16 protein-coding genes, 1 tRNA gene and 1 pseudogene are annotated in these 14,361 nt (G+C 51.8%); 10 read left to right on the top strand and 8 right to left on the bottom strand.

From position 1 onward, the window contains the following. The first annotated feature begins 1 nt into the window (after position 1). The 4 genes from OZX67_RS04295 to OZX67_RS04280 all read left to right on the top strand — a co-directional run bounded on the left by OZX67_RS04295 (position 2) and on the right by OZX67_RS04280 (position 3,726). A complete protein-coding gene (locus OZX67_RS04295; protein ID WP_277144521.1) occupies positions 2–214 on the top strand; it encodes a helix-turn-helix transcriptional regulator in 213 nt (70 codons plus the stop codon). An 81-nt stretch (positions 215–295) separates the two neighbouring features. Beyond that, complete coding sequence (locus tag OZX67_RS04290) at positions 296–2,002, top strand: DUF4173 domain-containing protein (RefSeq protein WP_277144519.1); 1,707 nt, start codon at positions 296–298, stop codon at positions 2,000–2,002. A gap of 162 nt (positions 2,003–2,164) precedes the next feature. After that, positions 2,165–3,109, top strand: a complete 945-nt coding sequence (locus OZX67_RS04285; RefSeq protein ID WP_277144517.1) for a class I SAM-dependent methyltransferase — start codon at positions 2,165–2,167, stop codon at positions 3,107–3,109. 176 nt (positions 3,110–3,285) lie between these two features. Beyond that, positions 3,286–3,726 (top strand): GNAT family N-acetyltransferase, encoded by a 441-nt coding sequence (locus OZX67_RS04280; RefSeq protein ID WP_277144515.1) that lies wholly within the window; start codon positions 3,286–3,288, stop codon positions 3,724–3,726. A gap of 10 nt (positions 3,727–3,736) precedes the next feature. On the opposite strand, the gene OZX67_RS04275 is transcribed toward OZX67_RS04280, so the two are convergent. The 6 genes from OZX67_RS04275 to OZX67_RS04250 all read right to left on the bottom strand — a co-directional run bounded on the left by OZX67_RS04275 (position 3,737) and on the right by OZX67_RS04250 (position 8,052). Next, positions 3,737–4,147 (bottom strand): cupin domain-containing protein, encoded by a 411-nt coding sequence (locus OZX67_RS04275; protein ID WP_277144512.1) that lies wholly within the window; start codon positions 4,145–4,147, stop codon positions 3,737–3,739. A 191-nt stretch (positions 4,148–4,338) separates the two neighbouring features. After that, entirely contained in the window at positions 4,339–5,202 is an 864-nt protein-coding gene (locus tag OZX67_RS04270) for an aldo/keto reductase (protein ID WP_277144510.1), read from the bottom strand. Positions 5,203–5,435: 233 nt separating this feature from the next. Then, complete coding sequence (locus OZX67_RS04265) at positions 5,436–6,359, bottom strand: alpha/beta hydrolase-fold protein (protein WP_277144508.1); 924 nt, start codon at positions 6,357–6,359, stop codon at positions 5,436–5,438. A gap of 207 nt (positions 6,360–6,566) precedes the next feature. Beyond that, positions 6,567–7,028, bottom strand: coding sequence for a YbhB/YbcL family Raf kinase inhibitor-like protein (locus OZX67_RS04260; RefSeq protein WP_277144506.1), 462 nt, complete (start codon positions 7,026–7,028; stop codon positions 6,567–6,569). A 105-nt stretch (positions 7,029–7,133) separates the two neighbouring features. Next, positions 7,134–7,874 carry a Fic family protein gene (locus OZX67_RS04255; RefSeq protein ID WP_277144504.1) on the bottom strand — a complete coding sequence of 247 codons (741 nt, stop codon included), beginning with the start codon at positions 7,872–7,874 and terminating at the stop codon, positions 7,134–7,136. Then, a complete protein-coding gene (locus OZX67_RS04250; protein WP_277144502.1) occupies positions 7,867–8,052 on the bottom strand; it encodes a hypothetical protein in 186 nt (61 codons plus the stop codon). Before OZX67_RS04250 ends, OZX67_RS04255 begins: the two co-directional genes overlap by 8 nt. Positions 8,053–8,566: 514 nt before the next feature. Between OZX67_RS04250 and OZX67_RS04245 the strand changes: the two genes are divergently transcribed. From OZX67_RS04245 to OZX67_RS04225, 5 genes and pseudogenes are all read left to right on the top strand, one after another. Beyond that, a complete protein-coding gene (locus tag OZX67_RS04245) occupies positions 8,567–9,457 on the top strand; it encodes a CPBP family intramembrane glutamic endopeptidase (RefSeq protein ID WP_277144500.1) in 891 nt (296 codons plus the stop codon). Between the two features lie 146 nt (positions 9,458–9,603). After that, positions 9,604–9,879, top strand: a complete 276-nt coding sequence (locus OZX67_RS04240; RefSeq protein WP_277144499.1) for a type II toxin-antitoxin system prevent-host-death family antitoxin — start codon at positions 9,604–9,606, stop codon at positions 9,877–9,879. A gap of 24 nt (positions 9,880–9,903) precedes the next feature. Then, positions 9,904–10,224 (top strand): annotated as a pseudogene (locus OZX67_RS04235) (type II toxin-antitoxin system YafQ family toxin); the annotation flags it as partial. A gap of 563 nt (positions 10,225–10,787) precedes the next feature. Continuing rightward, positions 10,788–11,588 carry an AzlC family ABC transporter permease gene (locus OZX67_RS04230; RefSeq protein WP_277144915.1) on the top strand — a complete coding sequence of 267 codons (801 nt, stop codon included), beginning with the start codon at positions 10,788–10,790 and terminating at the stop codon, positions 11,586–11,588. After that, positions 11,588–11,923 (top strand): branched-chain amino acid transporter permease, encoded by a 336-nt coding sequence (locus OZX67_RS04225; RefSeq protein ID WP_277144913.1) that lies wholly within the window; start codon positions 11,588–11,590, stop codon positions 11,921–11,923. The genes OZX67_RS04230 and OZX67_RS04225 overlap by 1 nt, the downstream gene beginning before the upstream one ends. A 48-nt stretch (positions 11,924–11,971) precedes the next feature. Here the strand turns inward: OZX67_RS04225 and OZX67_RS04220 are convergent, their stop codons facing one another. Together OZX67_RS04220 and OZX67_RS04215 are read right to left on the bottom strand one after the other, a co-directional pair. Beyond that, positions 11,972–12,457: a hypothetical protein gene (locus tag OZX67_RS04220; RefSeq protein WP_277144497.1), complete on the bottom strand. Its 486-nt coding sequence runs from the start codon at positions 12,455–12,457 to the stop codon at positions 11,972–11,974. A gap of 278 nt (positions 12,458–12,735) precedes the next feature. Next, positions 12,736–12,809 (bottom strand) — tRNA-Pro (locus OZX67_RS04215). A 115-nt stretch (positions 12,810–12,924) separates the two neighbouring features. Here OZX67_RS04215 and OZX67_RS04210 point away from each other — a divergent pair. Continuing rightward, positions 12,925–14,118 (top strand): ABC transporter permease, encoded by a 1,194-nt coding sequence (locus tag OZX67_RS04210; protein ID WP_277144495.1) that lies wholly within the window; start codon positions 12,925–12,927, stop codon positions 14,116–14,118. Positions 14,119–14,361 lie beyond the last annotated feature (243 nt).

Below are 14,361 nucleotides of genomic sequence, written 5' to 3'. Positions count from 1 at the left end.
CATGGGACATATTACAGTAACGCTTGACGACATCCTCGCCGACCGACGTATGACACTCACCGAACTCTCCCAACGCGTAGGGGTGACGGTGGCGAACCTCTCCATCCTCAAAACCGGCAAGGCTCGCGCGGTACGATTCACGACTTTGGCCGCCATCTGCCACGAACTGGACTGTCAACCGGCCGATCTTTTGCATTACGAAGCGGAGGAATAGCCCGATTTTCTCACAACTTTTCATCATAAAGCAGTGATTTCACAACAACCATAACCACACGATTTCAAAAGGAAGTCAGTCATGGATAAGGACAACTATACCCAAAATCAGCCTAAATCCACCAAAAACGAACAGAACAAAAGCAATAAACCATCCGTGCCCGCAACCGGCCCCAACGCGAATCCCTATGTACAAACCTCTACCTCGGAACCCAAATCCGCTGCCGAAAACAACACAGCCAAGACGACCAACACAGCCAACACCACAAATGCAGAACCCGCGAAGGCAATCGCCAAAATTCCGCCTGCACCGCTGACCCGAGCCGACAAGATTTCGCTAATCTGCGCATTGGCGCTGTCGCTGCTTTGGTGCGTCTGCGTCTCGCCGGTAAAGATTTCGGGATATTTCGCCATCGCCGGCGGTTTGGCACTGAGTGTCTGCCTGCTTGCTTTCCTCGGCTGCGCCTGGTTTTTGAGGCGACAGAAAGAAGCCAAGGAAATAGATAAGACAAACGTACTCAAAGGGGCGAAACGACTGAAACTTCAAATGCCGAAATCGTCATATGTCCTGCTGTTCTGCACGGTTGCGCTTATGCTCGTGCCCGCGTTTTCCCAGGCGGTTTGGATCAGGGCCATCAACGCCTGCGGGCTGGTCATCGCGTTGCCGCTCACGTTCCTATCACTGAGCGGCGAAAACGATGACGAACTGTTCCGTCTTCGGGAGGTTGTGCGCGGCGTAGGGACTTTCATCTCCGAGCAATTCCGTCACTGGTCGGTCCTCGGACGTGTCGCCACTTCATGGGTACACGGGCGTGGCCGCAAGGCCGGCGGCATCGCCATCGGCGCGGTGTGCGCAGCCGCGGTATTGCTCATCGTGATTCCCGCGCTCTCCTCCGCCGACGAAAACTTCGAGCTGATCGTCAGCAGCTTGCTCCAAGGGCTGACCCACTTCGACCTGGGCCCTCGCGTTCTCGACATCATCCGTTTCGTGGCGGTCATCCCGCTTGCCTTCTCGCTGCTTTTCGGACTTCGTCATCCGCGTCGTAAAGCCGATTCTGACACGAATGTAACCCATTATCAGGCCTCCACGGCAACGCTCAACACGATGCTCGCCATGCTCGACGTGGTGTATCTGGTATTCGTGGCCATCCAATCCTCCTACCTGTTCGGCGGAGTGGACACGCTGAAGCGTTTCGGCGGCTACGCTACTTACGCCCGAGAGGGATTCTTCCAGCTCGTTGGCGTCACTGCCATCAATCTTGTCATCGTGATGGTCTGCACCTATCTGCATAAACATCAAAAACGGACGATATCGTTGCTGCTGCTTGAACTTGTGCTGGTCGCCTCCACCTTGGTGATGCTGGTTTCCGCAGCCTGGCGCATGAGCCTGTACGTCGAAAAATACGGCCTGACCCGCCTGCGCCTGCTCACGTACTGGGGTATGGTCGCCATCGCCTTCTTGCTTATAGCAACCGTGATAAAACTGGTGCGTCCTACTTTCGCACTGTTCCGTGCGGCATTTTTCGGAACGCTTGTGCTTTGGCTGGTTTTCGCGTTCGTCCAGCCGGATGCCATCATCGCCAACGTCGATGTGGACGGCTACCTGAACGGCAGTATCGAAGTGGTCGATACCGACTATCTTGGCCAGCTCCCCTCGTCAGCCGTCGACCCACTCACCCGTCTTGAGCAGCAAGCTCCAACCAAATCAGTGAGAGACGCTGCCGCAAATGCACTCCGTGAAGTCTACAGCAACACCAATGAGACCACATGGTCGCTATGGGGAATCTAAAAAGTATTCTTATCGACTGTTTGCTGCTTATTGGTTTTCGTTTTCTTGGTTATGTGTCCTCGCAAAACGGCATTCTTCGCCCATTCCTCCGGAAGAATTATTTATGTGGAATTTGATATTGTGTCTTTACTGAGGAAGACGACGAGAGAAAGCAGATTATTCATGAACGCCAACGCTGACGTTGCACAGACACGAAACTTCGGCAGGTCCGATTCACAGGAAATCGAGGATAATCGGGAGAATTGGGATGACCGTGCCGAAGTCCATTTCAACGGCGGGTACGGGGATATCGAGGCGCTGATCAACAGTTCGCCGCTCTCGAATCCGATTGTCCGACGAGATTACGAAGTACTGAAACCATACTTGCCAAACCATTCGGTGAAAGACCAGCGATTGCTGCATTTGCAATGCCATATCGGTACCGACACCGTATGCTGGGCCAGACTAGGCGCGAAAGACGTATGCGGCCTGGACTTCTCCCCCGCCTCACTGCGTTATGCGCGTCAGATAGCGCAACGCGCAAAAGAAAACATCACCTATGTCGAAGCCGACGCGCGTAAAGCGGCCGAAGCGCTTCCTGGAAAACAGTTCGACGTCATCGTCACCAGCGTCGGAACGGTGACGTGGTTGCCATCTTTGGAGGAATGGGCGCAGTCCATCTCGACACTTCTGGCCCCCAACGGCGTCTTTATGATTCGTGACAACCATCCATTGCTGTTTGCACTCGGCGATGACGGCTTGAGCATCACCAACAGCTATTTTCCGGGTACCGAGGATTCGTACGATACCGAAAATACCTATACCATGGCGCCTCAAACGGGAGAATTCGATGACACAGATTCGGAACAACCTGAAAACGGAAAGACAGCAACGCCGAAAATCACCCATACCCACAACCACAACTGGGCCCACGATTTCGATGAGATGACCACAGTGCTGATTGACGCTGGCCTACGCATTGAGAAGATCGGCGAATACGACATCTCCGACTGGCAGTCAACGCCGCTGCTCGAATTCGATAAACAAGACGCGTCATGGCACATGTCAAAAGGCTATCCGCGCATTCCGCTTACCTTCTCGATTGTGGCGCGAAAAGCCGAGAACTAGCCCAATGCCACAGGCAGCAACCAGACAATAGACGAGTCTAGAGCAATCGGCTATTCCTGAAAATGCAGTTGAAAAGACACAAAACACTGAGTAACCGACACAACCAAGCCGAAGAGGTGGGTCTATATGACAACTCGTCCTCAGTTTTTTAGTACAAACATCTTAAGATTGAGGATATGAACGAAATTATCATTCGGCAGGCTATCGATAACGACGCCTCGGCATTGCAGGAACTCAACAAGGCCTGCCTGGGGTACGACTATCCCCTTGACCGCACATGCGAACGACTCGCAGAACTGTTGTCCGACCAGAGCTGCCGTATTTTCGTAGCTCTTCGGAACGGGAACGTTGTCGGTTACGTGCAGGCCAACACCTACAAAGCGACCTACGGCGACCCAGCCGTAAACGTCATGGGGCTTGCAGTTTCAGAGGACGCTCGCGGCAAGGGTGCGGGACGCAAGTTGATGGAGGCCGTCGAGGCTTGGGCACGGAGCCTCAATACCAAGGAAGTACGGCTCAATTCCGCCGAATTCCGCAAGGAAGCCCACAAGTTCTACCAAGCCATCGGCTATACGCTAGACAAGATGCAGGCCAGATTCGGTAAACGGTTGAGGTAAGCAGTAGTAGTCAGTTCAGTTTGGCGTATTCTTCCGGATCCACCGGGTCGAGCCACTCGTTCGAGGCGCCCTCTCCAGGCACCATCACAGCCACATGCGCGAACGGCTCATTCGGGCTGGCGCCATGCCAGTGCTTGGTTTCCGGAGGTACGACCACCACGTCGCCCGGACGCATCTCGCGCGCCGGCTCGCCCTCGAACTGGCAGTATCCACGCCCGCCGACGGCGATGAGAATCTGCGTGGTCTTGTGATGAATATGCCAATGGTTCCTGCAGCCGGCCTCAAAAGTCACGTTGGCGACCTTGGCCTGGTCTGTGCCACCTAGTGGGGCATTGTAACTCTGGCCGTCAAAATACTGGGCGTAGGCATCGTTCGGGTGTCCCATCGGGAATGGGCCTGGATTCGTAAATGTTGTAGACATTTTCTTTATCTCTTTCTATTAAAATTATTCGTAAGTGACATACGATTCGGCTTATTGGATTCCGACAAGATGAGACGCATGTCATCGACACAGCGCCGATTGCCAATGAAACCAATCAGAGTACTCAGCGCCCGCTAGACACAGGAAAATAGTTACGAACAGGATTCTCGAAACGAGTTACGACGGAATACTCAGCGCCCACTGAACACGGGGAAATCGCTGGCCTCGCCGTAATCCTTGACCTTCGGCATATTTCGCAGCGTCTGCATGTCTTCGGCGCTAATGTTGAAATCGACTTCGGCGTTGGCTCTGATATGCGCTTCAGAAGAGGCCTTGGGCAGCGGCAACGTGCCGAGTTCAAGGCAATAACGAATCATCAGCTGCGGCACGGAAACGCCATAGCGCTCTGCAATCGAAGTGAGCGTCGGATTGCCCGCCATCTCGCCATGGGCAATCGGCGAGTATGCCTCAACCAAGATGTTGTCTTTCTTGGCTGTGTTGAGCAAATCGAAACGCGTGTTGCCCACATGCGTAAGCAGCTGGTTGACCACCGGCTTGATCTCGCAGTGTTGGAGGATGTTGTCAAGGTCGACGTCTTCGAAGTTCGAAACACCGATGGCATGGACGTTGCCGGCCTTCACGGCCTCTTCCATCGCTCGCCACGCCTCAAGATTACCTTCGAGGCAATGGTCGCCCTCGTGGAAATGGGCCCAAGGTTCAGGCGCATGAATGAGCAGCAGGTCGATGTAATCGAGGTCGAGGGCCTTAAGCGAAGCTTCAATGGAATCCTTGGCGGATTGGTAATCCTTGTGTTCGGCTCTTACCTTCGTACTGACAAACACATCCCCGCGTTTGACACCCGAGGCCCGCACACCTTCGCCCACACCGCGTTCGTTTTCGTAAGCCTGAGCCGTGTCAACGTAGCGATACCCGCACGCGAGCGCCGTCTGTACTGCCGCTCCGGCCTTGTCGTCGTCAATCAACCATGTGCCGAAACCCAGCTTGGGAATCTTCACCCCGTTGTTCAATGTGTAGTCTTCGTCAAGTATCGTCATATTCAACTTCCTTATCGCTTCATGAAATGTCGCTTGTATGCTTGCTGGTTACGTATCGGCAAGCACACAGACCAACGGATGTTGTTCGACCATGCCTCAAATCTCAAGATACGGCAACTTTCAATTGCCAGCCTAAAGACTTCAAGCACTTGAAGTCAAAACCGGTTCTTGTCACACTTAGTTATCGTCATTAGAGCGCAAATATTTGGATGCTGCTCGGCCACACGTCCGCGCTACTGCGCAAAGAGATACGGCACTCCGTGGCTGACCTCAACCTTCAACGAAGGAAGACCGTGTTTGCCGCCAGGATTCTCCCAGTAGATGAGATTCTGCGTGGTCATTAGGTCTCCCTGCGTTTTACGCAACGCATCAATCTGAGGAATCATGCCTGACTTACTTTCGTCCTTCTCCCCCGTCATGGCAATGACCGTCACATCATTAGCGCCGTAATTTCTAGCCCGTAAGCCGGCCACCAGACTCGCAGCGGTGTCTTCGTCTGTGGTACCCCCGGTAGTTTTATTGATCCAACTGCACTCAGCCATCGGCATGAAATCATGGAAATACTGTGGTTTGGCCGCAAGCATCTCCCATGCGGTGATGCCTCCCATCGAATAGCCGCCGAAAGCCCTATGCGTCCGACTGGCAACGAAATCTGCCTCCGAAACGCCCGAAGAATATGTCGTGAACCGGCTTTCAACGGCCCGCATAAGAGGCTCAATCTCATCGGTGGCGAAGAAACGATTCAGCGCATAATCCTTGTGGTAATCGCGAACCTCAAATGTGTCATCAGGATAATACGTCGGGAAAACCACGAGCAGCGGTTTGTTTAAGAGAGACTCATCCAATGAGCCCTGCATCTGCTTGGCAAGCTTCGGGCCAGTCGTCCACGAGCCATGCATCAGATACAGGATGTTCATTGGAGTACCCTTGCGATATTTAGCAGGGACATAGACGCTCGCGGTTTTCGCGTAACGTTTCCCCTGATAAGCGATGTCATAACTCACCGTCTCAAGATGGCTGGCAGCATTAGCCGGTTTTACTGAAACGTTATTCTGCTGTTTTCGGAGCGGACCACTCACTGCCCAGCAGACACCGATCACAATTGCCACGACGACGAGTATTGCGCACGCAACAATCGCCAGTTTGTGCCGCTTCATAACCCACTCTTTCCTGCCAATAGGTCATTCGCCGGTCAACATCGCACGCGGTTTTACTGCTCCTGCACAGCTTCGAGCAAAGCAACCCAATTTACATGCAACCAGCATGACCGGTCTATCTGTCTGGACAACTCACTAATACCAGACTACCGCTGTTGCTTGGCAGGTTCAATTGACGGCCGGTTCAGAGAATACGACATACGAAATCTATTCAAACGTTCCTTCGGCACTACCCGCGCCAAGCACTTTACCCTCCAGCTCGGCTCTGAGTTTGCGATAAAACGTCATCGGCCCGAGTCCAAGCTTCCGATCAACGGCATAGACAGTGAACTTGTAGCGATGGCTGGTTCCTTTTGGAGGCTTCGGACCACGATAACGGTGCCAGCCATACGCTATACCCTGAACCGCATCGCCGATTCCAGGTCGCGTTCCCCTGGCAATGCCTGCTGGCAAAGTCTCCATAACCGGCAAATCCCAGATAATCCAATGCGTCATTTCGCCGAACAACGGATGACCCAGATCTCGCAACATAATAGCCAACGACTCGGCACTGCTCGGAATAGCGGAAAATGTAAATTCGGGCGATATATCGCTGCCTCTCCCCGTGTATTCCGTCTTAAACCGACCATTCTCATCAATCCCGCCGCAAGCAACTTCAATCCGCTTCATCGCGATTTCTCCCTTTGCTTTTAAAAACTCAATTACTTTATAGGCAACAGATTATCATTTGTCTAAACGGTTAGAGAAATCTTCAGTACACGGAACACGCTTCGATTATTCCTCTTCTCTTGCCTTACCGATATAGCGTTCATAAAGTTCAGCGGATTTTGCCGAATCAATTAAGGTACTACTGGTTTGAGATGGCACATATTCCCCATGACTCAACGCCTGCAAGTCAGGACCGGCGACAAGAGGCTCATCCAGAGGCTTAACAATCGTGTCGAACATTCGTTCAAGCAATGACAGGTCATCATCGTGCATAGCAGCGATAGATGCCTGATCATTGAAGCTCTTGGTTACCAAGCCCCAGTCGAAATGCCATCCGGCGTCACAAGCCACCAACTCCCAGAAAATCCGTTGTGCACGTCCGTTGCCCTCACGAAAAGGATGCAGATTATTGAGATTGTCATAATTGACGCTCAACCGCTGTATGAATGTCTTGCGGCCCATTCCTTTCAACAAGCCATCTTCTTGCAAGACGGACTCTACATACTGCGACCCAGTCTCCGGAAAAGCCACTGGCAGGAACGTCGAACCTCCCTTGGAGATATCGACTCTACGAAATTCGCCAGCCCACGGATAAACTTCGGCGAACAACGAACGATGGATAAAACACAGTTGACTGATTGTGCCTTTAGCATGCAGCTGCTTGCTACGCAGAATGGCGCTGGAATAAGTAACGAGCATGCTTTCGGCGTGCAGCAAATCATTCTGAGTCTTCGCGCCAACCAGATTTTTCAGGACATCAGTGCCACCAATAAGATATGGATCAACAAATCCGTCGCGCTCAGGCATGGGCTAAATCCCGCCGGACACGGTCTCTAACTCGTTGACCCCATTCATCGACACCTATTTTGCCAAAGATGTATTCTTTTGCGTCAGCCATGAATTGCTCATCAACGTGTTGCCCCTCCATCTCGGTGGAATGAACGGCTTGGTACACGTCCTGCGCACGCTTCTCGACAACAGTCATGGTCGGTACCTTCCTTTCACAACAAGAAACATCTCAGATACATTCAGAATAACGCATCCGCGGTATACTTTGAATTGCGGAACCTGTGCCGTTTAAATTGCCGTTTGTTCTCAATTTTTAGAATCGAATTCCTCTACACACGCAGAGAAAAGAATGCCGAGGGAATGCCCCGGCGACTTGGAGCCTCTTCCATTCGGAGCGAAGCAACATTCATTTTGACAGAAAACATTGTAAGACGCAAGTCATGCGAAATTGAAATATAGTAGCGACATCACTGCTCACTATCAAAACCCTGCTGTTATCTCAAAGGCGAAGAACTTCCTATAACTCTTACGAAACTTGAAATTAAATCGGGGGTCGCATAGCCAGATACCGATAAGTCAGCAAGTGACACCTAAATCGACTATACGACAGACTTCCCCAAGATTTCTCAATTCCAGCATTCTCGTTAATATTATTCAGAAGTAGCATTTCTGTTGAGAGGAGCATGATGCTGACGCCAGATCATGAGGACGTGAAAACTGGAAAGAGGCAGGCTGCCGTCCGGACGCTGGTGCATCTTCTCGCTTTTATCCTGATATTCCTTGTGCTCTATGTTCCTGCCTTCTTGCTGATCAAGCATGTTCTGCATTTCCAGCGCCACGCCAGTGGAGAGAATCGCTGGATTACGTCTATGTCGGTATCGGCACCGCTGGAGGTCGCGGCGGTCGTCATCGCCTACCTCGTAGTGGTAATGCTGCTCGAAAAGCGCAGGAACCCTTACGAACTACGGCTCTCCCGGCTTCTTGGCCTACTGGTTGGAATGCTCACGGGCTTCGGCGTCATCGCCCTGTGCATCGGCATCCTCTTTCTTACGGGCAACTATCGCGTAATCGGCTTCAATCCGAACTACTCGCCATGGATGGATATCTTCGTCATGGGTGTCTGCGGCGGCATCGGCGAGGAGATCGCGTGCCGCGGCATCATCTTCAGGCTGCTCGAGGAATGGATCGGAACCTGGGGCAGCGTTCTGGTTTCCGCCCTACTGTTCGGGCTCATGCACTTGGGCAATCCCGGGGCGACGCTGTGGGGAGCACTCGCCCTCGCGATAGAGTCCGGCGTACTGTTCGCTGCCATCTACGCGTGGACCAGATCACTGTGGTGGGTCATCGGCTTCCACGCCATGTGGAACGTCGCCGAAGGCCCGATATTCGGTTCCGTCGTCTCTGGAACCGGCAACCAATCGTCATGGTTCATCGCAAGTTGGCAAGGCCCCGAAATCCTAACCGGCGGCCCCTTCGGCTTCGAAGCGAGCATTGTTCCAGTGCTGGTGTGCGGTGCGATTGCGGTATTTATATTGGTGTTTCTGCAGAAGCAAGGAAAAGTGGCGAAACCTTTGTGGAAACGAAGCATAAGCAGCCTATAAGCGAACAGCAAAGATTATCTAAACTCACTCCTCGCTAATGATTTTAGAACCAAGTTTTATACAAAGACGCAAGAGTGAAAGCGAAATCACCTCTTACATATATAATGATGATATACATGTAAATTTTCATGAATTAAGGGGTTAAAATGAGCATTGAAGTACCTTTGGACACGATGGTTCCTATCAGCACGTTTAGCCGCGGAGGTGCAAGCAAAGCTTTCGCGAGGGTCAAGGACGGCAAACCTGTTACTGTGCTGCGCAACAACGAGCCCACTTACGTTATTGTCGATCGACATGACTACGAAAAGCTTCGCCAAGCGCAAATCGAGCAGGAAAATGCCGAAGCACGACGCCAAGTGGAAGCCGGGGAAGGACATACTTTCTCCAGCGTCCAAGAGATGAGGAATTTCCTCGATGCTTAAGAACATCCACTCCATACCAGCTTTCGAAAAGACTATCGAGCCCTGAAAAAGAAGCACCGCGATATGGACAAGTTGTGGGTTGCAGTCGATGCAGTCATGGCGGAAGATCGAGCGAGACTTGATACGCAATACCGCGATCATGCACTCAAAGGGAACTGGCTGGGCTACCGAGAGCTACACATCGAAGACGATTGGCTTCTCATCTACTGTATCGAGGAAAACGGCATCTCCCTGGTTTTGACCAGGACAGACACTCATGACAACTTGTTCTCAGCCAAAATCTCGAAAAAGATTATAAAACAATATGGGAAATCACCACGTCATTCGGGCAAAATTGGCAGTTAATCTAACAATGCAAGAAACAGAAACCCTAAATAAATTGTCATATTGAGAGCTAAGACATATCTAGCAATTTGAAAGAACGAATTTCAAAACCAAAAGACAATCTGACGGGATTTGAACCTGCGACATCCTGTTAGACCGATGGTTAAAACGGCTGGTAACGGGTAATACCGAAATCCATCAATAATGTTCGTATTTCAAGAAAAATAGCTATCGTCCAAAAACGATAGAGAAGACCGGAAACGGAAAATACTTGAGGCTATTGTCTCTGAATCGTGGCTGAACCACCTAGCTGGTTCAGTCTTACCCGGACTTTGACCCGAAGCTCAACAGAATAACATTCAGATCAACAGGAAATAGCAGCATTCCGCTTCTGTTGAGGACTCAGGCCGGCATGCTGTATACGATATCAAAAAATGAATCCTTCTTTTGCGATTACAGCGGGGGCTGTTAGAGTGCGACGTGTGGAAGATACCGTCAAATAGTACAGATATCTTCGAATAGCATGGTGTCTGAAAAGAAAAGGGGACAAAGTGGGTAGAAGATTCCATGCCTTTCGAGTCGCTTTGCCATATACATTGCCGACCTGGGCCGGGCTCTTCTTCCCGGCACTTTCCTATGGTCTCTTGATGTTTTCCAAAGGGTTCCCGATTATTTATCCAATATGCATGAGTGCGCTTATCTTTGCGGGATCGATGGAATTCGTCACGATTGACCTGTTGCTCAGTGCCTTTAACCCATTAGTGGCATTCATCATGACGCTTATGGTCAATGGCCGTCACATCTTCTACGGGCTTTCGATGCTCGACACCTACCGCGGCACAGGCTGGAAGAAGCCGTTTCTCATTTTTGGCATGTGCGACGAGACCTTTGCCGTCAATTCATCCGTCAAAGTGCCGGAAGATACGGACCGCGGATGGTTCATGCTATGGATCACATTGATCAACTGGAGTTCCTGGGTGGCAGGCGCCACACTTGGCTGGCTTATAGGAGGAGTTCTGCCATTCAGCACCAAGGGCGTCGAATTTGCAATGACGGCGATGTTCCTTGCCATCGTTCTCGACGAATGGGACGAATCGCATAGTCTGAAGGGACATACCCCGGCCATGGTCGGTGTGCTGGTGTCGCTGATCTGTCTCATCATCTTCGGCCCCAAAAACTTCATGCTGCCCACATTGCTGGTGATGCTCTTGGCGTTCGTCTTGTTGCGTCCGTATCTGACAGAACTTAAAGAGGATGGCGAGAACCTTTCGGGAGATATCGATGCCGCGCTGGAAAGCAGCGACGAGGGTGCGAATCTCCAATCGGAAACGAATCACAGCGATGGCATTGGCCAAGACGCCTACAGGAAGTCGGTGAAACGATGATGACCATGGATGTTTTACAAAGTGTTATCACCGTTGCTGTCGTAGTTTTGGGAACGGTTCTGACCCGGTTCGGCGCTTTTATTCTCTTCCCCGAGTCGAAAACGCCACCGAAGTTCGTTCGCTATCTGGGTCGGGTATTGCCACCAGCCATCATGGGCATGCTGGTGATCTATTCGATGAAGAACGTGTCGGTGACTTCGGGGAGTCATGGCATTCCGGAGGCGTTGGCGCTGCTTGCCGTAATCATCCTGCACTATTGGAAACATAATATGCTGCTTTCGATTTTTGGCGGTACCGCTTTGTATATGGTATTGGTGCAGCTGGTTTTCGTGTAAGCACACGATCCGGGTTGGAATTCTAACGCTCTGAGTCGAGGTTGGGTCTTATTGTCCTGCTCCCGTCACTTTGATGAGTGGTTTGCGGTTGCCTTTGACCGCGAATGGAAGACTGTTGGCCTGCGCGTAGATGTTTTGGACGAGCTTCTCGATTTCATTTGTGTGGCCGGTCTTGGACAGAAACTGTGAAACGGCTTGGTCGTAGTGGTTTTTGTTGTCGGTATTCAGTCGCTTCCAATTGATGTTCCGGAAATGCTTCAACAGCGGTTGGGAATCTAGTGGAAGACTAATCTTTCCCTGCTCGATGAGCACTGCGATGATGGGATATCCGGCATAATGCTGCCAGTATGTCGCGTTGTCATTGGAGGTATACAGTCCCTCGGAAATCATGACTGTATAACGTTTCGTGCGAGCTGATGACGTCACGATGGCCTTCGACTCCGAGCTGCACATTTTCACACGATCATCCGCAACCGCGCTTAACGCCTCGTATATTTTCGCGATCGGAGTTGGTTTTCTGAGAATATCGGTCATATGGCGGTCTCCTTTCAATATGTCGTCGGCACAGGCCAGGTTTCCTGAACCGGCCATAGTCGGATTACGGTTGCATCCAGACCCTCACGTAGACATCTCTGAATCTGCAGCCATCATCCCACTGGCCATGACTAAGTATGAGTTAATGCTAAGGAGCATAAAGAAATATCCACGATTCTATAAGCGACAGAAATGCTGAAGATGAAGGCCATCGTGTCTAGACACTAAAACGAATGAAATCACAACACTCAGAAACGTTGAAATTTCAACGATTTCAGTCGGGATGACAGGATTTGAACCTGCGACATCCTGCTCCCAAAGCAGGCGCGCTACCAAACTGCGCTACATCCCGATGTGCCAACAAAACAAAGCACAAATAACAAGTATAGCGCAACCCCGGCCATGCGACTCGCTAAGATGGGCAACGGCACATACGGCAAACTAGCCAGCGAACACGAAAGGTAACCATGGGACTGCATCAGCGCACGGAGACCTCCGGGCTCGTCTCCTTTATCATCTGCGCCATCGCGGGAGCGAGCGTCATGGAGCTGTGCGTCTCGCTGCTGCCGGCCGCGTGGATGATCAGCCGCCGCCAGTTCGTCATCGCCTCCATCATCATCGCCGCATGCGGCACCATTTCCTTCATTTTCGGCTATGCTCACCGTTCCAGCTCGCTGAATACCCACAACCGTTGGATAGAAATCCTGCGCCGCCTTGTTGAAATCCTGGCACTCGCGACGGTCTACGCCTCCACGCTGTTCCTCACCTCGTTCGCCCTCCTAAGCATGGCCAGCAACCTCATGGGCACGATGTTCCTTGATTACATCGTCGCAGTTTGCGCCGGTTTCTCGGGAGTCGCCGGCTACATCACCTTCGTGCAGGCCGAACTGATGGACGCCAAGACGTTGGCCGGCTTGTTGCCGCTTTTCGTGGTCGCCGGTGTGAGCGTCGCAGGACTGACCACCGACGACCCGAACTGGTACACCAACAATTTCTCCCAACTCGGCGACCGCACCACCTTCGCCGCGCACATGTTCAACTCGACGCTGATCCTCGCCGGCGTCTGCATCATCATCGTCAGCTACTTCGCCATCTCCGAACTCGTAACATCGTACCGTCAGCGCCGCGAATGGCATCAGGATCAAGGCCCGTTGCGTTCCAGCCATATCAAGCATTACAAAGCTCGCTTGATTTGTCTTTCGATTATGCTCGCCTCTTCCGGCATCGCCTTCATTGGCATCGGCACGTTCCGCTATACGCCGCATCCCATCCTGCACAACGTCTTCGCCCGTGGCATCGTCGTCGTCATGGGCCTGCTCCTGCTCGCGCTTCCATGGCTCGCCCCGCAGCTTTCGCTCGCCATCTATTTGGCCGGTTACCTCGCCATCGCCGTGTGCGGAGTCGTGCTGGTGCAATGGCTGATGGGTGCCAACACGATGACCAACGTCGAGGCATTGGCCGGACTTGTTTTCCTCGGCTGGTTCATCATGTTCTCGCGCCAGATAGCGGCCATCGAGGCCGACCGTATCTCCGAGCAGGTCATGCATATCGACCAGGAAGAGACCTCAGCAGCCGTGACCACGGCCAACGTCGCCGACACTATTCCGTCTTCGGTCGACAAGAATCATCGCATGCATTCGCGCATTGCGGCCACACAATAATAAGTTTCGTGCCATTAAAATTTTTGAAGAAGCGCCAAAATCAGTTCATTTATCCGAATACTTCTAGCTATATCAGATAAAGTTTCACTCGAAACAAATCATTCTAAGACGGTGTAATTTTTTCGACAACGCTAAAGGACAGTAGAAGGCAAACCCTGTTCATCCAGCTTTCGTAACGTGCACTTAAATTTAAACCAAACTTTTATTGATTTATAGCTAAATATGAGACCCGCAACCAAGCTC

This window comes from Bifidobacterium sp. ESL0728 (assembly GCF_029392015.1).
Lineage (GTDB): Bacteria > Actinomycetota > Actinomycetes > Actinomycetales > Bifidobacteriaceae > Bifidobacterium.
Note: the sequence above shows the minus strand (reverse complement) of the source record. Positions and strands in the feature narration are given on the sequence as shown.